15 protein-coding genes and 1 tRNA gene are annotated in these 19869 nt (G+C 62.4%); 6 read left to right on the top strand and 10 right to left on the bottom strand.

Going from position 1 to position 19869, the window contains the following annotated elements; all coding sequences use genetic code 11:
- Window positions 1-70: 70 nt before the first annotated feature.
- On the top strand, window positions 71-1150 hold the full coding sequence (locus H1B27_RS17230; RefSeq protein WP_197966845.1) for a zinc-binding dehydrogenase: 1080 nt from the start codon (window positions 71-73) through the stop codon (window positions 1148-1150).
- Between the two features lie 94 nt (window positions 1151-1244).
- Here H1B27_RS17230 and H1B27_RS17225 read toward each other — a convergent pair whose 3' ends face one another.
- From H1B27_RS17225 to H1B27_RS17190, 8 genes are all read right to left on the bottom strand, one after another.
- Window positions 1245-1949 (bottom strand): ABC transporter ATP-binding protein, encoded by a 705-nt coding sequence (locus tag H1B27_RS17225; protein WP_061879531.1) that lies wholly within the window; start codon window positions 1947-1949, stop codon window positions 1245-1247.
- Window positions 1950-1956: 7 nt separating this feature from the next.
- Complete coding sequence (locus H1B27_RS17220) at window positions 1957-3237, bottom strand: lipoprotein-releasing ABC transporter permease subunit (RefSeq protein WP_197966844.1); 1281 nt, start codon at window positions 3235-3237, stop codon at window positions 1957-1959.
- 90 nt (window positions 3238-3327) lie between these two features.
- Window positions 3328-4647, bottom strand: a complete 1320-nt coding sequence (proS, locus tag H1B27_RS17215; protein WP_197966843.1) for a proline--tRNA ligase — start codon at window positions 4645-4647, stop codon at window positions 3328-3330.
- Between the two features lie 361 nt (window positions 4648-5008).
- On the bottom strand, window positions 5009-5545 hold the full coding sequence (locus H1B27_RS17210; RefSeq protein WP_061879533.1) for a copper chaperone PCu(A)C: 537 nt from the start codon (window positions 5543-5545) through the stop codon (window positions 5009-5011).
- A 27-nt stretch (window positions 5546-5572) separates the two neighbouring features.
- Complete coding sequence (locus H1B27_RS17205; RefSeq protein WP_061879534.1) at window positions 5573-6070, bottom strand: TlpA family protein disulfide reductase; 498 nt, start codon at window positions 6068-6070, stop codon at window positions 5573-5575.
- A complete protein-coding gene (locus H1B27_RS17200) occupies window positions 6067-7278 on the bottom strand; it encodes a sialidase family protein (protein ID WP_197966842.1) in 1212 nt (403 codons plus the stop codon). The genes H1B27_RS17205 and H1B27_RS17200 overlap by 4 nt, the downstream gene beginning before the upstream one ends.
- A gap of 26 nt (window positions 7279-7304) precedes the next feature.
- Window positions 7305-9704, bottom strand: a complete 2400-nt coding sequence (locus tag H1B27_RS17195) for a TonB-dependent receptor family protein (RefSeq protein ID WP_197966841.1) — start codon at window positions 9702-9704, stop codon at window positions 7305-7307.
- A gap of 95 nt (window positions 9705-9799) precedes the next feature.
- Window positions 9800-10177: a DUF2946 domain-containing protein gene (locus H1B27_RS17190; RefSeq protein WP_197488716.1), complete on the bottom strand. Its 378-nt coding sequence runs from the start codon at window positions 10175-10177 to the stop codon at window positions 9800-9802.
- Between the two features lie 984 nt (window positions 10178-11161).
- Here H1B27_RS17190 and H1B27_RS17185 point away from each other — a divergent pair.
- From H1B27_RS17185 to H1B27_RS17170, 4 genes are all read left to right on the top strand, one after another.
- Complete coding sequence (locus tag H1B27_RS17185) at window positions 11162-12184, top strand: sugar ABC transporter substrate-binding protein (RefSeq protein ID WP_028177658.1); 1023 nt, start codon at window positions 11162-11164, stop codon at window positions 12182-12184.
- A gap of 21 nt (window positions 12185-12205) precedes the next feature.
- On the top strand, window positions 12206-13708 hold the full coding sequence (locus H1B27_RS17180; protein ID WP_061879538.1) for a sugar ABC transporter ATP-binding protein: 1503 nt from the start codon (window positions 12206-12208) through the stop codon (window positions 13706-13708).
- Between the two features lie 12 nt (window positions 13709-13720).
- Window positions 13721-14746 carry an ABC transporter permease gene (locus H1B27_RS17175; RefSeq protein WP_197966840.1) on the top strand — a complete coding sequence of 342 codons (1026 nt, stop codon included), beginning with the start codon at window positions 13721-13723 and terminating at the stop codon, window positions 14744-14746.
- A 744-nt stretch (window positions 14747-15490) separates the two neighbouring features.
- Entirely contained in the window at window positions 15491-16000 is a 510-nt protein-coding gene (locus H1B27_RS17170; RefSeq protein WP_197966839.1) for a hypothetical protein, read from the top strand.
- A gap of 376 nt (window positions 16001-16376) precedes the next feature.
- Here H1B27_RS17170 and H1B27_RS17165 read toward each other — a convergent pair.
- A tRNA-Val gene (locus H1B27_RS17165) sits at window positions 16377-16452 on the bottom strand.
- Window positions 16453-17256: 804 nt separating this feature from the next.
- Between H1B27_RS17165 and H1B27_RS17160 the strand changes: the two genes are divergently transcribed.
- Window positions 17257-18318 (top strand): hypothetical protein, encoded by a 1062-nt coding sequence (locus H1B27_RS17160; protein ID WP_197966838.1) that lies wholly within the window; start codon window positions 17257-17259, stop codon window positions 18316-18318.
- 546 nt (window positions 18319-18864) lie between these two features.
- Here the strand turns inward: H1B27_RS17160 and H1B27_RS17155 are convergent.
- Window positions 18865-19788: a hypothetical protein gene (locus H1B27_RS17155; RefSeq protein WP_197966837.1), complete on the bottom strand. Its 924-nt coding sequence runs from the start codon at window positions 19786-19788 to the stop codon at window positions 18865-18867.
- Window positions 19789-19869 lie beyond the last annotated feature (81 nt).

Here is a 19869-nt window from a genome sequence, read left to right as displayed (position 1 = left end):
GATAATACCAGGCCTTCCTGTCCTCTCCAAGGCAGCGCATAGGGCTTTACCCGACCTTGAGGTGAACATCATGAAAGCTGCCGTGCTCAAATCCTTTGGATCGCCGCTCGTGATCGAGGACGTTCCGGACCCAACCATCGGCACCGGCGAGGTGATCGTCGACGTCGTCGCCACGCGCGTGCTGTCCTACATGAACGAGGTCCTCGACGGGACGCGCAATTATGCGCTCGACCTGCCGATCGTCCCGGGCCCCGGCGGCATCGGCCGGGTCCGCGCGATCGGTCCGGACGCGACCAGGCTTGCGGTCGGCGACTGGGTGTTCTGCGACCCGACGGTGCGCTCGCGCGACGACTGCGTTGCGCCCGATATCGCACTGCAAGGCCTCACCGCCGCCGGGCCCGGCGGCATGCTGCTGCAAAAGCACTTTCGCCATGGCTCCTTCGCCGACCAGATGCGCCTGCCGACCGAGAACGTCAAACGCCTCGGCGCGATCACGTCGGAGGAAGCGACGCGCTGGTGCGCGCTGGGCACGCTGCTGGTGCCCTATGGCGGCTTCCTCGCCGCAGATCTTCGGCCTGGCGAGACGGTGCTGGTGAGCGGCGCCACCGGCAATTTCGGCAGCGCTGCGGTATCCGTTGCGCTGGCGATGGGCGCGGCCTGCGTGGTGGCGCCGGGCCGCAACGAAAAGATCCTCGACGACCTCGTCCGCCGCTTCGGCGACCGCGTGAAGCCGGTCAGGCTCACTGGTAACGAGGACGACGACCGCGAGAGCATGAGGCGCGCCGCGCCGGGCCCGATCGACTGCGTGTTCGACATCATGCCGCCTTCGGTGAGCCCGACCGTCGTGCGGGCGGCAGTCATGACGGTGCGCGCTTACGGCCGCGTCGTGCTGATGGGCGGCGTCGGCATGGCGGGCGGCGCGGGCCTCGAGCTGCCCTACCCCTGGATCATGCGCAACTGCATCAGCATCCACGGCGTCTGGATGTACCCGCCGGATGCGGCGAGCCGCCTGATCGCGATGGTACGCGCGGGGCAGCTCAGGCTTGAGGAGTATCAGGCGACGGCCTTCGACCTCGACCACGCGAATGAAGCGGTAGAACACGCCGCGGCCAATGGCGGACCGTTCAAAATGACCGTGATCCGCCCTTGAGCCCTGGGGCGGCGGCCGAGCGCCGTCGCCGATTCTTTTCATCAGTCCCGCCAAGCACTTGGCTACTGTGCATGGGGTTGTTTTCGCAGTTTTGCTAGTCGAGCTCGACCACCTGGCCATTCGAGAGCGAGACTCGCCGGTCCATGCGGCCGGCGAGCTCCATGTTGTGGGTCGCGATCAGCATCGACACCCGCGTCGCCTTCACCAGCTGCATCAGCGCCTGAAACACGTGATCCGCCGTGTGCGGGTCGAGATTGCCGGTCGGCTCGTCCGCGAACAGCACGCGCGGCGCGTTGGCGACCGCACGGGCGATCGCAACACGCTGCTGCTCGCCGCCGGACAGTTCGGCCGGGCGGTGGGTGATGCGGTCGCCGAGGCCGAGATAGCCCAGGATCTCCTTGGCGCGCTTGACGCTCTCGGATTTCTTCAGGCCGCGGATCATCTGCGGCAGCATGACGTTCTCGAGCGCCGAGAATTCCGGCAGCAGCCGGTGCGACTGGTAGACGAAGCCGATGTCGGTGCGGCGAAGCTGCGTGCGCTCGATGTCGGGCAGCTGCGAGGTCGGCGCGCCCGAGACATAGACCTCGCCGGAATCGGGCGCTTCGAGCAGCCCCGCGATATGCAGCAGCGTCGACTTGCCCGAGCCCGACGGCGCCACCAGCGCAACGGACTGGCCTGCCCACAGCGCCAGATTGGCGCCGTCGAGGATCGTCAGCGGCACCTCGCCCTGCAGGTACTGCCGTTTTATCTCGTGGAGATAAATGACCGGTACATCTTCCGCCCCCTGCTGCTGCTCCATCAGCCCCTCACTCGTACCGCAGCGCTTCGACGGGATCGAGGCGCGCGGCACGCCACGACGGATAGAGCGTCGCCAGGAACGACAGCGTCAGCGCCATGACGACCACCGCCGTGGTCTCGCCGACGTCGATTTCAGCGGGCAGCTTCGACAGGAAGTAGAGTTCCGGCGAGAACAATTCGGTGCTGGTCAACCAGGACAGGAATTGCCGGATCGATTCGATGTTGAGGCAGATCACGAGGCCAACGCAGAAGCCGACCAGCGTGCCGACCACGCCGATCGACGCGCCCGTGATCAGGAAGATGCGCATGATCGAGCCCTGCGAGGCGCCCATCGTGCGCAGGATCGCGATGTCGCTGCCCTTGTCCTTCACCAGCATGATCAGGCCGGAGACGATGTTGAGCGCGGCGACAAGCACGATCATCGTCAGGATCAGGAACATCACGTTGCGCTCGACCTGGAGCGCATTGAAGAAGGTCGAGTTGCGCTGCCGCCAGTCGACCAGGAATACCGGCCGACCCGCCGCCTCCGTCACCGCCTTGCGAAAGGCGCCGATCCTGTCGGGGTTGGTGGTGAACACCTCAATCGAGGTCACGTCGTTGCTGCGGTTGAAATAGGCCTGCGCCTCGGCCAGCGGCATGAACACGAAGCCGAGATCGTATTCGGACATGCCGATCTCGAACACGGCGACGATCTTGTACGGCTTGATCCGCGGCGTCGTGCCCATCGGCGTGACCGCGCCCTTCGGCGCCACCAGCGTCACGCTGTCGCCGGCATGCAGCGACAGCTGGTCGGCCAGGCGCCGGCCGATCGCGACGCCTTGCCCGTCATCGAAGCCTTCGAGCGAGCCCTGCTTGATGTTCTTGGCGATCGAGGTGAGGTTGTTGAGATCGTCCGAACGGATGCCCCGCACCAGGACGCCCGAGGCGTTCCATGGCGACGACGCCAGCGCCTGACCGTCCACGACGGGCGCCGCGAGGCGGATGCCCTCGACCTGGCTGATGCGCTCGGCGACGTCCTTCCAGTCGGTCAGCGGCGATTCCAGTGGCTGGACCAGGATGTGGCCGTTGAGGCCGAGGATCTTGTCGAGCAGCTCTTTGCGGAAGCCGTTCATCACGGCCATCACGATGATCAGCGTCGCAACGCCGAGCATGATGCCGAGAAAGGAGAACCCGGCGATGACCGAGATGAATCCCTCCTTCCGCCGCGCACGCAGATAGCGCGCCGACAGCATCCACTCGAATGGCGCAAAAGGCGCAGTTTGCACGGTTTCGGTCATGGTCTCATCCATCGCTCGATAATCCCATGATTCGGGGTCAATTGTGGCCGGATTGGCGGCCGCGATCTCGGGCGATGAACAATATTCAGCCGACCAGCCTTATCAGCCCACAAGTCTTGCGACCGCGTCGGCAGGCGACATCGTCTCGCGCGCGCCGTCGCTGCGTCGTTTGATCTCGACCTTGCCGTCGGCGAGCCCCTTCGGCCCGATCATGATCTGCCAGGGAATGCCGATAAGGTCGGCGGCGGCGAACTTGGCGCCGGCGCGCTGATCGGTGTCGTCGTAGAGCACGTCGACGCCCTTGGCCGTGAGCTCGGCATAAAGCTTCTCGCAAGCCGCATCGACGGCCGCATCGCCCTGCTTGAGGTTGAGAATCGACACGCGGAACGGCGCGACGGCCTCCGGCCATTTGATCCCGGCATCGTCATGGCAGGCCTCGATGATGGCACCTAACAGGCGCGACACACCGACGCCATAGGAGCCGCCATGGATCGGCACGTCGACCCCGTCGGGGCCTGCCACCAGCGCCTTCATCGGCTCCGAATATTTGGTGCCGAAATAGAAGATCTGCCCGACCTCGATGCCGCGGGTGTTGACCCGCTTGTCCGCGGGCACTTCCCGTTCGAAGCGCGCGGCGTCGTGAACGTCCTCCGTCGCCGCATAGACCGAGGTCCATTGCTTGATGATCGGCGTCAGGTCGCCGTCATAATCGACATCCTCGCCCGGCACCGGCAGGTCCAGCACGTCGCGATTGATGAAGACGCCGGATTCGCCGGTTTCGGCGAGCACGATGAACTCGTGGCTGAGATCGCCGCCGATCGGGCCGGTCTCGGCGCGCATCGGGATCGCCTTCAGCCCCATCCGCGCGAAGGTGCGCAAATAGGCCACGAACATCTTGTTGTAGGCGACGCGCGCCGCGCCCTCGTTGAGGTCGAACGAATAGGCGTCCTTCATCAGGAACTCGCGGCCGCGCATCACGCCGAAGCGCGGGCGCTGCTCGTCGCGGAATTTCCATTGGATATGATAGAGATTGAGCGGCAGGTTCTTGTAGGACTTCACGTAGGCGCGGAAGATCTCGGTGATCATTTCCTCGTTGGTCGGCCCGTACAACAGCTCGCGCTTGTGGCGGTCGGCGATACGCAGCATCTCCGGGCCATAGGCATCGTAGCGGCCGCTCTCGCGCCAGAGATCGGCGAGCTGCAAGGTCGGCATCAATACCTCGATCGCGCCGGACCGGTCCTGCTCCTCACGCACGATCTGCTCGATCTTCTTCAGCACGCGGAAACCGAGCGGCAGCCAGGCATAGATGCCGGCGGCCTCCTGCCGGATCATGCCGGCGCGCAGCATCAGCCGATGCGAGACGATCTCCGCCTCTTTCGGATTTTCCTTCAGGATGGGCAGAAAGAACCGCGACAACCGCATGGTAATACTCTGGGAATCAGTGATCGCCCGCAGTGAAACCGGATTGGGAGCGAAAACACAAGACCGGGAATGAGGAAAAGCCGCTAACGCGGCGGAATTCCTGTCATTTTTCCGTCGACTTCAGGTTCGGCTTGAGCAGCAGCATGCCCTGCAAAGTCGGCGAGCCTAGGGCGGCGCCACCACGAGTTCATCTTCCAGCACGATCCTCTCGAAGTAAGTCACCAACGCGTCGATCCGCACATGCCAGCGGCCGGCGAAGGGTAACTCGACTCGAGCGGCGTCCCCTCGCCGGTCATGAGCTGAAGCACGAAATCGTCCGCGCCGGCCGACATGCTCGGTCTCCCGAGAGCAGAGACCGGTCTCACTTCATCTTCATTCCCGAGTGATCCGGCATTTTCTTCATGTCCATGTGACCCGAGTGCCCCGCATCGCCCGGCGCCTGCGCGCCGACGCCCTGGACGTCGAGAGAGACGGCGACCTTGCCGGCCTTCTCGAATTGCAGCGTCACGGGCACCTTGTCGCCCTGCTTGAACGGGCCCTTCAGCTCCTGGAGCATCAGGTGATGGCCGCCGGGCGCGAGCTTCACCGTCTTGCCGGGATCGATCGCCAGTCCCTTGTCGAGCTGGCGCATCTTCATCACGCCGTTGTCCATGGCCATCTCGTGGATCTCGGCCTTGCCGGCGATATCGGCGGACACGCCGACCAGCCTGTCCGCGGCGGTTCCCTTGTTCTCGATGATCAGATAGCCGCCGGCGACCTTGGCGCCGCCCGGCGTCGCACGGCTCCACGCCTGCGAGATGACGAGATCGCCGGCCTTGACGTCGTCGGCGATCGCCGGCGCTGCGCAGAATGCAAGAGCGAACGCAGCGAGCAGCACATCTTTCAGCCTTGTCTTCATATCGGTATTTCCTTTGCAAATTGAATTTCAGTGTTTGGAGAGCTGCTGCGCCGACCATTTCTCCAGGTCGGACATTTCGGCGGAGCCTTCGATCGTCGTGATGCTCCCGTCCCGAGAGATGAGCATCGTCCTGGGGATGTCGCCCTGCCAGGCAGGATCGATCTCGAACCGCAAGCGCTCGACAAAGCCGTCGTTGAAGATGAAGTTCTCGGTCGACGACAGCCCCGCCTTGTCGAGCATCGATTGCGTCGCCGCCGGCAGGTTCGGCACGAGGTCCGCGCTGACCGTGACGACATCGATTTCAGGATGGTCCTTCGCAAACTTCCCGAGCAGCGGCAGCTCGACTTTGCAGGGCCCGCAGGTCACGCCCCAGAAATGCACGAGCGTGGGACGACCTGCATGCCCCCTCAGCACGCCTTGCCACGTGCCGCGTTCGAACGGCTTGAGGCCCGGAGGCGCTCCGAGGGCAGGCGCCGATGCGATCAGGATACCCAGACCTACAATAGCTGCAAATCGACGTCTCATCGTTGTTCCTCGATCGCCGTAAGCCGGTACCCATCCGCTTTCGTCATCCATGACAGGTAGACCTGTCCGCCATTGGAGACGAGTAAGGGATGGTCGGAAGTGTCGGTCGTGCTCGATATCGCCTTCGGCGACGACCAGGTCTCGCCATCGTCGTGAGAAATCGTCATCTGGACCGTCGTCTTCTCGCCATCGAACTCCTTCCACACCATCACCGTCCCCGCCGGGCCCGCGAGCACGAAGGGGCGCGTCGGATTACGATCCGGCCGCCCCAACGCCATCGGCACAGAAAACGTGCGACCTTCGTCGCGCGAGTGCGCGTAGAATAATCCCTTCCGCACCTTCCCGTTCGTGTACCAGGCGACGTGATAGGTTCCATTCTGCCCGACGGTGAGGCTGGGCCCGTGGTGCGGGCAGGCATTGATCTGCCAGTCGTCGTTGCTGACCCGATGGATTTCCCCTGGCGTCGAGACGTCGGTGAACGTCATGATCGCGTGATCGCGCACGCCCCCCTCGAAGATGTTCCTGAAGATCACGGCCGGCCGTCCCGGGGCCGCGAACGCTATTCCCAACCGGCAGCACTCGCAGGTGCCGTCCCGGGCGAGATGGGCCTCGGTGTAGGTGGCGCCGCCATCGCGAGACGAGGCAAAGAACAGCGCTGCTCCCTCGTACTTCCGTCCCGCCTCTCTTGCGGGAACACGATTGCGCTTGTCGAGCCAGGCCGCAAAGACCGATCCGTCCTGATCGAGCGCCAGCGCTTCGAAACGCTGGCTCTCATTGCTTGCGGTGATGGGTTTCAGCTCCGCGAAGCTCTTTCCGCCATCGGTCGAACGCGTGTAGAGCACCTGGCCGTTGAAGGCTTCGTCCCTGAAGATCGAGAACGCGACGGCAATGCCGCCCTTGCGAGCGACCACGATCTTCGGCCGCGCATCCGGCCCCCAATCAAGGTTCAGCCGCTTCGTCGTGACCTGGACGGGGAACGAGAAATTGCGGCCCGCATCCTGCGAGCTCGCGACCGAGACCTGCCCTCCCGCCATCCAGACCAGCCACAGCGTTCCGTCCGGAGCGAATGCGGGCGTCGCCTTGGTTGCACAGCGCAGCGTCGGCTCCTCACACGCCGCTTCGGACGCATGCGGAGCACGCATCTGTCCGAGCGCCGCACCTTGCAGCAAGGCGAAAGCGACGATCCCGAGCAGGCCAGTTCGGATCAATGCCCTACTCCCTTCAATAGCTCGGTTCATTTGAACGCCACCTTCATACCCGCAACGAAGGCGCGCGGCGAGCCGGCATAGATCGATCCTGTGGTGTTTGCGAGCACACTCGCAGGATTTTGAAGGCCGGCCGCCGTCACCGTGTTGGCGATGTTGTTTGCCGAAGCGATGTAGGTCCGGTCGAATACGTTCCTGACCTCGAGAAACAGATTCAGCGATCTGAAGGTGTCCGACACCAGATCGGTCTTGTAGTGAACGTTCAAATTGACCAGCTCATAGCCGGGTGCCTTCAGCAGATTCGCATTGTCCATGTAGAAGGAGTCCTTCCACTGCAGTTCGACAAAGCCTCCGAGACCTGCAAGCGGCCCGGCGAACTCGTCATATCCAATTCGCGCCGTCAGCTCGTTGGGGGAGATGCCGGGAATCTTGTTGCCTGCCCGGTTGAAGCTGAACACCGCCCCATTGGTGATGTTCTCGACATACTCGGTGTAGACCTCGTCGAGATAGGTGTAGGCCGCCGTGAACCGCCAGCCCGGATAGAACTTCCAGTCAACGGCGAGCTCGATGCCGCGGTGCTCCGACCGTGGCGCGTTGAACGTATAGGATATGCCCGCAATCGGAGTCGCCTGACTGACGATCTCGTTGCGGAAGAACTCGTAGAAGCCGGTCGCGCTGAGCTTGAGCGTGTTGTTCGGCGTCCAATCGAAACCGAGGTCGTAACCCAGATTCTTCTGGGTTTGGAGCTGCGTATTGTTGCCGGACAAACCCGTCGGAAGGACGAAGAGGTTCGAAACCTGCGGAGTGCCGTATCCCGTGGCAACTCGTCCGCGGAAGAGCCATTCGTTGTTGAGATTGTACAGCAGCGCCAACTCCGGCGCGGCATTCTGAAACTGCCGGTCTGCGGTCGTCAGGGTTGTCGTGGTGATGCCGGTGGGACCCGCGTACGCATACGCGGTGTTTGTCCCCTTGAGTAGCGTGGTCTCCCAACCAATGCCGGCGACCGCCGTCAGCGAGGTCGTCAGCCTGAGCTCTTCCCTGGCACGCACACCATAATTGATCGTTTCGCTGAAGAGATTGCTCGAGAGCCTGCCGAGCGTGGCATTGCCCCCCGGCATCACATTTCGCGTGTCACTCGACGCCGTCAGAGTGTTGTAGAAGGCGCCGAAGAACGCGGTGGCCTCCATTCCGAGAATCTCGCCGCGCTTGGTGAGATCGCTCATGTAATTGTACGACGGAAAATCTCCGATCGAGCTGGTCTGTCCAGTCGGCTGGCTGATGTTCCTGTCGTCGAACACGAACTGGTTGCGCCACGTCATCGTGTTGTCGAAATCATGCTCCCACCGGCCGCCGACGATGGTCCGCCGGTCGTTGCGGCCGAGGCCCGCCTGCAGGGCCGTTTCCGTGTCGGTTCCGGCAGTTGCGTTGAAGCCGTTGTTGAACAGCCTGACCGTCCCGCATCCCGGCGCGGCGGTGGCACCAGTAGCACATCCCTGCTGGAACGGATTGACGTCGTACTGGTTCAGCGACTGCCGGATCGGCAATCGCGTGCTGAGGTCATTGTTGATGATCTTGACCGTGAAGCGGTCGTCCGGCGTCGCCTTGAGCGTGCCGAGGAAATTGACGGTCTGGGTATTGTACCAGCTGTTGCCGATATAGCCATCGCCCCGCACGTCGCTCGCGAACAGCGAGCCCTCGAAATTCCCGACCTTCTTGCCGGCGGCCAGGTAGTTGTTGAGATAACCGTAGCTGCCGCCGTCCACGCCATATTCGACGCCGTCGATCGTGCCGCCGGGCCTCGTCCGGAAATTCAGCGCGCCCCCGGTCGCGTAGTTGCCGTAGAGCGCCGAGGAGGGGCCGCGGATCACGTCGATCGCGCCATAGGCGTGGGGATCGATCAGGTCGCTCCGCGACAGGCCGTCCGGTTGCGTCACCGGGAAGCCGTCGTCGAAGATCACGAGATTGCGGATGGCGAAGCCGTTGCGGGCGTTGGATCCGCGAATCGAGATTCCGAAATCACGGGGGCCATTGCCCTGCTTGATCGAAATGCCCGGACTGTCGCGCAAGACGTCGCTGACCGAAAACGCGGGGCGATTGTCGAACTGGCTGCGATCGATGGTCGTCGCGGTCTGGCCGGCCGGCGATTGATTGAGTCCAGCCCGCGCTGCGCCGGCAGACCCGACCAGGTTTTGGGCCGGCGCGCTGGCGGTCGCGTTCTGCGCAACGGATCTGGCTGCGCGTCCCGCCGAAGCTGAGCGCAGTCGCGATGGCCGGGTGATTGGTTTGGGGCGCGAAGGCTGCGGCGCCTCAACGGTCACCGCGGGAAGCGCTTCCGAGGCGCCCTGAGCCAGCGCGTCCGAGCCGATCGAGGACACCAGCCCGCAAAGCACGGGCAGGCTCGCGCGGCTGATCGCACGAATGCGTAACATCTCTTGAATTCCTGACATCCGGCACGTCGGCCGGTCCATTGCACACGCCATCGGCACGGCAACGGCGCGCGCCAATGGTTCGGTTTGTCGCTACGTCAGGAGAATCGAGGGGGTGCGCGAGCTTGGGCGCTCGAGCCCTTGTAAGCGGGGATGGCGGACACATCCGCGGCGAGCCACACGACACGTTCGGGGTGACGCAAGGGAGTGGCGAGCGCAACCTGCGGCGGCGAATCGAGCGTCGCGTTGGCCTGGGCCAGGCAACAAAGGGCGCACGCGCCGGCATGCGCGGTCGGCGAGCCGGTCGGATCGTTCAGTCCGCCGCCCTGCTCGCCCGCGCTGTGGCAGATGACGGCGGCGGACAGCGGATCGGCCATAGCCTGGCCGGCCGCCCAGCACGCGGCAATCGGCGCCAGCACCTGCATCACCAGGGCGAGCAGGACGATGGGTAGGAATTTCTGTAGCCGTGCGCGCATCTGCCGAACCATTCGTTCGTCAGCCAACTAAACACTGCGGTCAGGGCTGAGTCGAGGTCAGTTCCGCCGCCTTCTTGGCCCAGCGCAAATTTCTCGAAGACTGTGGTCGGCGCGCTCCAGCACCGGTGCCCGTCCGCCATTTAAGGCAGGGCAACCATCCCCGTCTGTCCACAAATATCTTATACTTGTCATATATTTAGGTGAATTTGATCTCGATCGTTTCGTTAACTGCTCGAATTTTGAACATTCGTTGCCGAAAATGATGACAAGTGAGAAAAGTTGATCTAGCATCCCCCTTGCTCAGGCTGGCCGCGAGGTCGAAGTCTGGTGGTCCAAGTCTCGGGAGGAGCCCCTGGCGCGCAAAACGCAGCGTCGCCCCGTCAATCAAGAGCAAATCTTAGAATCGGGGATAATAGGGTCGACACAATTTTCGAGCGGGGCCAGGGCCCCGCTCTTTTTTTACCCGCGCAGCTGAACTGCCGATGAACGTGGCCTCTCATCCAATCCTAGACCACGCGCGGCGATCACATGCCGCCCGTTAACCAACGTCTGTTCGAGCTCCATCTGAAAACGCAGCGATGTTCCGCTCGAAGGCAGCGAGTTGGCGAGGGATCGACGCTCGCATAGACGATCGAAGCGATCCTCGACTTCGCCGTTGAGCGCCCCGCGGGCATTTCCGGCTGATCGCCTGCGAGGTCGCCTCGCACGATGCTTACGGCACGCCCGCGTCGTCAGGGATACGCTCCGCGATCTGCTTGACATAAGTGGACGCCGGAGATCGCGCAGGCCTGGGATACACTGCCTCATGGATATCGACGCATTCGCCGCCGCTCCGGCCCGACGCTTTGCGCTGCACCAACACTGGCTTGCTGCGATCTCGCGGTTGATTGCAGATTGAGTGCCAACAACTCTTGTGAGAGACTTTCGGAGATCGGTCGCGCAAGCAATGACGCGCCGACGACAAGATATACATGGGAGCGAGCGATGTCCGGGACGAAAGATTTCTCGACGACGAGGCGCGATCTTCTTCAGGCGGCAGCGACCGCCGGCGCCGCAACTGCCATCCTCGGCAGCATGGGCATAAACCCCGCACTGGCAGCCGCGGTCGGACGCAGCGAGAAACCGCTGAAGGCGGCCTTCTCCAATGCCGGCCTCCAGGCCACATGGTGCGCGCAAGGCAAGCAGGCCGCGGAATTCTGGGGCAAGCTGTTCAACGTCGAAGTCACCTGGTTCGACGGCCAGCTCGACGCGGTGAAGCAGCGCGCGGCGATCGACAACATGGCCTCGCAGAAATGGGATTTCGTCGCGATCCAGGCCTTCGGCATCGGCACCCTCACCCAGCCCGTGCAGAAGATGATCGACGCCGGCACGCCCGTGATCGACATGGACACGCTGATCGCGCCGCTCGACCAGATCAACGTCCACTCCTTCCTCGCGCCCGACAACGAGTTCATGGGCGCCTCGGTGACGCAGGCGCTGTGCAACGCCATGGGCGGCAAGGGCAAGATCATCATGACGCAGGGCGCGCTCGGGCATACCGGCGCGCAAGGACGGGCCAAGGGCTTCAACTCGGTGGTCAAGCAGTTCCCCGGCATCGAGGTGCTCGACACCCAGCCGGCCGACTGGGACGTCTCCAAGACCGCCCGCCTCTGGGAAACCTACCTGACGAAATACCCGCAGATCGACGCCGCGTTCTTCCACAATGACGACATGGCACTCGCCGCCGCCAACATCATGAAGGCGCGGGGCCGCACCAACATCCTGATCGGCGGCGTCGATGCCATGCCGCCGGCGATCCAGGCCGTGAGCGAGGGCCGCATGTTCGCCACGGTGCGCAATCCCTCCTGCCGCATCCATGGCGGCGCCATCATTGCAGGCGTGTCGGCCGTGGTCGGCGGCGAGAAGAGCGGACAGGGAATCCCGAAGAACGTCGTCACCGACGGCCCGGTCGTGACCAAGGCCAACGCCGCCGGCATGCAGTGGATGCAGGATCACTTCCTGATCTGAGCCTCCAAGACGTGAACTTTCATGCCTGAGGGACAACAGCCCATCCTGGAACTGCAGGGCATCACGAAGAGCTTCGGCGGGGTCGAAGCGCTTCGTGGTGTCGACTTCGCGCTCTATCCCGGCGAGATCCATGGTCTCGTCGGCGAGAACGGCGCCGGGAAAAGCACGCTGATGAAGATCATCGCCGGCGTGCACACCGAATTCTCCGGCCGCTTCCTGGTCGACGGGAAGGAGATGCATTTCCGCTCGACCCGCGATGCGCACGCCGCCGGCATCGCCATGGTGCATCAGGAGCTCAGCGTTGCGCCCGACCTCACCGTCGCGGAGAACGTCTTCCTGGGCAACCAGCCGACCAACCGGCTCGGCCTCGTGCAATGGCGGCGGATGGCGCGGGAAGCGGGCGAGCAGCTCGCCCGTTTCGGCATCGACGTCGACCCGATGGCGCGGCTCGGCGATCTCCCGATCGGGCTGCAGCAGCTGATCGAGATCGCGCGCGTGCTGTTCTCCGGCGCGCGCATCGTCATCCTGGATGAGCCGACCTCCGCCCTCTCCCCGCCCGAGGTCGAGCGCCTGTTCGCAACGCTCCGGCGGCTGCGCGAGGAAGGCACTGCGATCGTCTTCATCTCGCATTTCATCGAGGATATCCTGCGCGTCTCCGACACGGTGACCGTGTTCCGCAACGGGCGGAAGGTCGCAGAGACGGCCAGCGCCGCGACCAGCAAGGGCGCGCTGATCGAGGCCATGATCGGCCGCGGCGGCGAGGCGCTCGAGCATAGCTACACCGACGATCTGATGCTGCCGCAGCCGAGCGCTAGCAAGGTCGTTCTCAAGGTCGATCAGCTGTCGCTGTCCCGCAGCCTTCAGGACATCTCGTTCGAAGCGCGCGCCGGCGAGGTGCTCGGCATCTACGGCTTCATGGGCTGCGGCCAGCAGGAGCTGTCGCGCATCCTGTTCGGCAAGCTGAAACCGGACGGCGGCACGCTTGCCGTCGAGGGCACGCCCAAGACCTTCGCCAGCACGGCGGCGGCGCGGCGCGCCGGCGTGGCGCTGGTGCCGGAGAGCCGGCGCGACATGCTGTTTCACCAGGAGCCGGTCTACAAGAACATCTCGATCAGCATTCTCGATCGCATCTCGGCCCTGCTGCTCAAGCCGGCGCGGGAGCGCGACATCGCCAAGCGCCAGGTCGAGCAATTGCAGATCCGGCCGCCGGTGGTCGGCCTCGATCTCGGCATGCTCTCGGGCGGCAACCAGCAGAAGGTCGCGCTGGCGAAATGGCTGACCTATCCGCCCAAGCTCCTGGTGCTGTGCGAGCCGACCCGCGGCATGGATGTCGGCGCCAAGAACGACGTCATCAACATCGTCCGCGACCTCCGCGCCAGGGGGCTCGCCATCATCGTGCTGTCGACCGAGCCGGAAACGGTGCTGTCGCTGGCCGACCGCATCCTCGTGCTCAAGCGCGGCACGTTGGTGCGGGAATTCAGGAACGAGCCGGTCAGCAAGGACCGCCTGTTGGAAGCGGCGTGACGGAGAAAGCACATGAGCAGCGAGACGGCTTTGGCGGCGGGACGGAGGGCGCGGGGCCTTGCACCCTTCCTGCGCTCGCAGATGCGCAACATCGCCCCCTTCCTGACGCTGATCTTCCTGACCGCCTTCTTCGCCTTCGCCAGCCCCTCCTTCGCGACGCTCGACAATCTCGGCAACATCCTGACCCAGGTGTCTGTCACAGGCATCATCGCGGTCGGGCTCACCTTCGTGATCCTGTGCGCCGAGATCGACCTCTCCATCGCCAGCATCGCCAACGTCACGGGCATTGCGGTCGCCTACTTCACGCTGCAGGAATCCTACGTCAACATCGCCAACGTCCCCCTGCCCGGCGCGGTCGCGATCATCCTGTCGATCCTGCTCTGCGCCCTGCTCGGCCTCGTCAATGCACTTGGCCTGACCGTGATCGGCATCCCCTCCTTCATCATGACCCTGGCGATGATGCAGATTGCGGCCGGCATCTCCGCGCTCCTGGTGCGCGGCCAGATCGCCTACAAGGTGCCGAGCCTGATCACGACCCTCGGTTCCGGCTCGATCGGCGGCATCCCCTGGATCGTCATCGTCGCCGCCATCATGCTGCTCGGTGGCCACCTGGTGCTGACCTACACGCGCTTCGGCCGCTACGTCTACATGGTCGGGGGAAATCGCGAGGCTGCCGAATATTCCGGCCTTAACGTCAAGCTCATCCTCGGCGCTGTCATGGTGATCTCGGCGGTGTGCTCCGGCATCGGCGGCATGCTCGGCGTCGCCCATTTCGGCAGCGCGCAGCAGAACGAGTTCGACACCTATCTGCTCGACTCCATCGCCGCCGTCGTCGTCGGCGGCACCAGCCTGTTCGGCGGCCGCGGCGGCATCGGCAACACCATCGTCGGGCTGTTCGTGCTCGGCGTGCTCAACAACGGCCTCGACCACGTCAACATCGACAGCTTCCTGAAGATCCTGATCCGCGGCCTGATCCTGCTGGCAGCGCTGGTGATCAACGTCTATGCGCAGCACTTGAGGGAAAAAGCGGCGGAGTAGACGCCGCCAAAGCAAAAATACGAAAACAACCCCATGCACAGTAGCCGGGGCCAGCGGAATCAATGGCTTACCGGCGACCTCGCGAAATTGCGGATTTCGCGAAGTGAATTTTGACTCGTCGGGCAAAACAGGGGTATGGTGTCATCATGGCGGTGGCTTCGATGAGCCGTGGCTTGCCTCGTCATTGCGAGCGCAGCGAAACAATCCAGAACCTCTCCGCGGGTGCATTCCTGGATTTCTTCGCTGCGCTCGCAATGACGACGCGGCAGCGGCGGTGCTGAACAACGTACGGAATGCTGCTTAGCTCCCGATCTCCCGGTCGGCGGCAGCCGCGAGAAGCGGAAACTGCAGTGGCTCGCGTCGGCGGCCACGCTTTTCCAAGATCTATACTCCAGTCGATATTGGATATTGACCGGCACATTGCTTAGTAATCTTGGTGGTTTGCGCCACACTACTATTTGCCGCGACTGCGCACGCTCAGACACAGCCAGCAGCAGCGCCGAAACCAACTGGGGAGCCATCGGCCTATTGCCGCTCCGGCGCTCAGGCAATCTTCTCTGGTTCAGGTGAAGCGGAGCTAGCAAATCTGCAGCAGGCCTGCCGGCGCGGCGAAATCATCGCGGTGTCGACTGCGGGCCAGAGCACGGTCTTTGCGATCGGAAGACTGTGCGACTTCAGTAAGTCGATCATCAACGCCGGGAGCTTCGTGCTCTGTTCTCTTACAGCCACTCGGACCCTGAGATAGTGTTCGGTCTGTTCAAATCACATCGGAAGGTTGGTGCCGAAGCGGCCGTCAACGCCATTCGCCCCCTGATAGCGACGATCCAACACAACCAGGGACTGCCTTCGAGCTTTTGGACGAACTACTATATTCTCGGCTTCTTCACATTTACCGCCGGGCATCACATCAAGCTCGCGACGAGGGGATCGATCAAAGACGCTGAACTGAGCGCGGCGGTCGGTGACGTCCTTACGACGGTTTCGAACCTGAACGGACAGGAGTTGGTCCAGCGCACCATCCAGATGTCTCACAATGATGAGTTTGATTTTAATCGAGGCGCCGACGACGCGGCTGCTATTTGCTTTTACACAATGAGGATTTTGAAGAACGAAGCTGAGCACCCACTAGTGACAATGGCCTCTAAGGACGCACAGCGCTCTACTGACGGCGGTAATACCGAGGCAGAGAGGCGCGCATACATTGCGTCTATGATGATGCTGTCCCTCATGAACGAAGTGCACAGCCTCGCGTGAGGAAAGATGATGGTCGCGGCGCCCGGCAGCCGCAAATCAGACGGCCCCCTTCCCCCGAAACCGCGCCGCAACCATATGAAATGAGCCCGGACGGCTATGCACAAGAAAGCCGACGCCGACAAAGATAAGACATCTCGCATTGGAGTAGTTGCACGAAACTTTTCGGCCACAGCCTGGCCACTACCCTAACTTTGTCTTTCAAGACATGGCTGGAAAGCAAGCACTACAGCCACTACCTGCAATTCCGATCGCGAAGCGACGCCCGGGCCGAAGCCGAGGGTTGGTTTGAAGCCGAAATCCGCGACTACCCGGATTGTGCCGCCGGTGTGCATGAGCCAATCCTACGCCCGCGCCGGCCCGAAGTGAATCCCCTATTTGGTGCGCGCTGACGGAATCGAACCGCCGACATCCTGGATGTAGGCCAGGCGCTCGTTCCGCTGAGCTAAGCGCGCGGCTTCCGACTTTTCTGATCTGGCGACGCTTTCTTTGAAGCGGATGGTTTCGGCTGGCCGATCCAGCGGGATTACCCGACCAGCGGCGGCCGACAATAAATCTGCTCGAGCCTTTCCGGTTGGCCGCGCCGCCTCGATTACCAGATAGGAGGACCAAAACCATGCGCGATTGCGCGGCGGCCGCGTCGCCAAGGCCATGAATTTTGCAGCAGCAATGAGACGACCATGACTGAAACGGCGACGGCAGCGACGAAACAGAGCAACGACCGGCAAGCCCGCAGGGGGTGCGGCCGAAAGGTCGCCCGACCGACGAGACCCGGCGCGGCGCTTCAGCCGGTTGCGCAACCATGGGACGGCAAGCTGCTATTCCGCGCTAACCAGATCGCGCTGTTGGCGCGCGGCAACGCCCAAGGACGATTCCGGAGCGATGAGATTCGGATCCTACCCGTGCTGAGGCGGCGACCTCTCGCTGGCGATGCCGCCGACTGGTAGCACTGCTCAAAGCAGGCCGAGACGCTTCGAGGGAAGGATCATGCGGCCAACCTTTCCCGCTCGGGAGCAGCAGTAGTGGGACAGGATGGCTGGCGGAGCAGTGCGGAAATCTGCGCGCATCGCGCGAGGTGCGCAGCGATGAGCACAGCCCGCCAAACATCGAGCCGCACGTTTGAACCTGGTGGTCCTTTTTCGCGACTAGTCTTTCAAACGAATCAATCTGGAGATTTGGTGGAGGCCCCGACTTCCATCGGCTCCTCCGCCGTCGGTCGAAAATGACGAGTGATCTCCAGACCACCGGAGGACACATAGATGGCCTCTCGCGTTCTTTATCACGGGGCGGAAGCGAACAAGCTCCTGTTCAATATTCGCAATGGCGCATTAACCGCGGACTCCCAGGGTCGCATATTCTTCGCGGAGCGGGATTGGGAGAACTGCCTGATTCACGGTGCGGATCGGCAGATGGGTGAATCCTACGCGGCGAAACTTCGGGTTGATATTCCCGAGGGCGCCCAACTGGTGAAAAACCCAACTTCCGGAAATCCGGACGCCCGAATCTTGAAGGTCGAACCTGGCGCGAAAGTGCCCGCGAAAGTCGAAGAACTTTATGTCCGACGAGGCCGCGTCGGGGCTTTTGAGACGCGCAGGATACCAGGGAGCGGCGCGCAAGCCTATCTGGAACAGAAAATCGCGAGCGCCCCGACGCTCGGTAAGCCTCCAAGTGGGGGCGGAGGGAGCGAGGGCGGCGGCGCCGGCGGTGGCGCAAGCGGGGGCGGAGGTGGCTCGCCGCTGCGCGCGTTTTTTCGGGCGCGAGCAAACATGTACAAAGCTGCCATCCGGGCGGGCGTTGAGGGCGTTTTCACACCTGAGGGTATTGCCGCAGCGGTTCCCGAGTTGATTCTAAAGGTATCCGACAGAGTTGCAGCCCGGGAGGCGATCCGGCAGATCAAGATCAAGTTTTTGAAAGAGGGCTTTGCAAAAGGTGTTGCCGCCGGTGCCATGGATTGGAGTCAAGAGGATGTGCGATTAAATCTCAAGCATCGCGTTACTCATGGTCGGGTTCGAGGTCTTGAAGACGAAGCAGGTATTCTAACGCTGTCTTTTATCCTCCAACTTGCCGAAAACTGCGAAGACTATGCTGTCGATGTCGGCCACAGCTACAGTCTCTCAAGACCATTAGAATGGAGGCAGGACTTGGCCGCGAAGGGCATGAAACTTCTGAAAAAACATGGCTATGACAAGTGGTCTCCTGAGCAACGTGAGTACGAGTTTATCGATAAGCTCGCGTGGGCAATCCGTTCTAGCACTAACGCGATAGTAGGACCCCATCTTGAAATTCAACTCGCTGTAGCAAGGCTTAAAGACGGATATTGATCCGCGAGCTGGTTGAACCAAGAGGAGCAAACTTCGATTACGATTACGCAACGCGCGCGGTAACGAGCGGTCATCGGTCCGGCGTAGAGGCGAGTGGCTCCTCACGCGGCGTGGCGTCCCGCCGCCGCTACCTACAACATCGAGGCAATGCAGCGACGAGCAGCCGCCAGGTTGGTCGTCGAGTGCCGCAAGGCGGTCGACTAGATCGATGGCGCGACAACGCGCGCGGAGTCCATCGCGGCGACTACAAACTGTTCTGAGCCGCTGGACGGTGACGAGCCGCCGTGTGGCGCGGCTCGTCGCCAGCGCACCCCTGCCCCGTCCGCGATAATGACCAGCTCGGCTTCCAGATGCCGCAGGTTACATCCGCTCAACTAACCCTTGGGGTTCATCTGGTCTCTTCTACCAATCATCGTACTCGACGGCTTCGCGCCGCGTGGCACTTGCCAGCACGGAAATGATGTCGGCTCCGCCAGCTATCATTTCATGGAATGACGGCGGTTCAGTTTGGGAACCACGGGCGGACTGCGGCCACGCACCAAACGCCTAGAGGAACGGTGGCAGCTGGAAACTTCGAAGAACGGTATCCGGATCAAGAATTACGAGCACGATCACGTGGAAATGCGAGTCAGCCGTCGTGCCCGGGTCCCGGGTGGTGAGGACATGCCGTTCAATCACTGGACCGAACCGCAGAACGGTAGGGCCAAAGGTACTGAAGTTCTCGTCGGTGCCAGCATAGGTGACCCTGCAACCCGGCATCGCAACCCGGAGGATCTCCTCCACTTCATTCGGGTTGCTATGGACATGGTTCGCAAAAATGGGACTGCTTCGGATTGCGATATTGCTAACGCTCTTAGCTTCGAGCCCGTGGAGATGCGGCGGAGCATTGGTCAGAAATCGTGGAGGACTCGGATCCCCTTGACCTCTCCCTGCGAAGTTCGGATTTGGCGCATAGTCGTCAAATCCTAGATAATCAGTCTCATGGGTCCCGTAAATGTTGATCCTTTTGCCGAACGGGAGTGGGTTGATCGGTGTACCCTTGTGGCCTCCACTTTGCAGAGTTGGACATTTCGAGTGGTCGTGTTTCGGCCCTGCCTCAGTTAGCGTAACCAGCAAGCTCTCAGGTACCTTTTCGAATTCCACCATATCGGCATCGAGACGATCGATCGTCATTTGGCCGACGATGTTGTCCGGCGTTCTTTGGTAATCCGTGTTGATGATGTTGCGGGGAGGCCCCTTGTAACGAAGCACGGCTTGCTGGGTCGATTGCCCGTACAGCTCGGTAGATATCTCACTTGCTCCGATTACTCCCATGCTGAGCTTCGTCAGTGCTTCTTGGATCAGACCGACGTGCTCTCCGCGTGAGCCTGGCAGAACATGATCGGCTGGCGAAAGCAGGCATCGCTGGAGCTTCTGATTGTCCTTGAATTGCTTCGAAACGAGGCGCTTTCGCGTGAGGACCACGACCATGTTCTGCTCCTCTGCTATGCCAGCATGTCCAGTTGATTTGCGTTCCCACAAATAAAGCGATTGATGATGCATCATAAGCAG

The organism is Bradyrhizobium diversitatis (assembly GCF_016031635.1).
In the GTDB taxonomy this organism is placed as follows: Bacteria; Pseudomonadota; Alphaproteobacteria; order Rhizobiales; family Xanthobacteraceae; genus Bradyrhizobium; species Bradyrhizobium diversitatis.
This window is presented reverse-complemented; position numbering and strand designations above follow the sequence as displayed.

Bases quoted from the DNA above. Each gene is read 5' to 3' on its own strand.
- H1B27_RS17175 (WP_197966840.1), top strand. From the start codon at position 13,721: ATGAGCAGCGAGACGGCTTTGGCGGCGGGACGGAGGGCGCGGGGCCTT.
- H1B27_RS17190 (WP_197488716.1), bottom strand. From the start codon at position 10,177: ATGCGCGCACGGCTACAGAAATTCCTACCCATCGTCCTGCTCGCCCTG.
- H1B27_RS17230 (WP_197966845.1), top strand. From the start codon at position 71: ATGAAAGCTGCCGTGCTCAAATCCTTTGGATCGCCGCTCGTGATCGAG.
- H1B27_RS17220 (WP_197966844.1), bottom strand. From the start codon at position 3,237: ATGGATGAGACCATGACCGAAACCGTGCAAACTGCGCCTTTTGCGCCA.
- H1B27_RS17160 (WP_197966838.1), top strand. From the start codon at position 17,257: ATGGCCTCTCGCGTTCTTTATCACGGGGCGGAAGCGAACAAGCTCCTG.
- H1B27_RS17205 (WP_061879534.1), bottom strand. From the start codon at position 6,070: ATGAGACGTCGATTTGCAGCTATTGTAGGTCTGGGTATCCTGATCGCA.
- H1B27_RS17225 (WP_061879531.1), bottom strand. From the start codon at position 1,949: ATGGAGCAGCAGCAGGGGGCGGAAGATGTACCGGTCATTTATCTCCAC.
- H1B27_RS17210 (WP_061879533.1), bottom strand. From the start codon at position 5,545: ATGAAGACAAGGCTGAAAGATGTGCTGCTCGCTGCGTTCGCTCTTGCA.
- H1B27_RS17180 (WP_061879538.1), top strand. From the start codon at position 12,206: ATGCCTGAGGGACAACAGCCCATCCTGGAACTGCAGGGCATCACGAAG.
- H1B27_RS17155 (WP_197966837.1), bottom strand. From the start codon at position 19,788: ATGGTCGTGGTCCTCACGCGAAAGCGCCTCGTTTCGAAGCAATTCAAG.
- proS (WP_197966843.1), bottom strand. From the start codon at position 4,647: ATGCGGTTGTCGCGGTTCTTTCTGCCCATCCTGAAGGAAAATCCGAAA.
- H1B27_RS17185 (WP_028177658.1), top strand. From the start codon at position 11,162: ATGTCCGGGACGAAAGATTTCTCGACGACGAGGCGCGATCTTCTTCAG.
- H1B27_RS17195 (WP_197966841.1), bottom strand. From the start codon at position 9,704: ATGTTACGCATTCGTGCGATCAGCCGCGCGAGCCTGCCCGTGCTTTGC.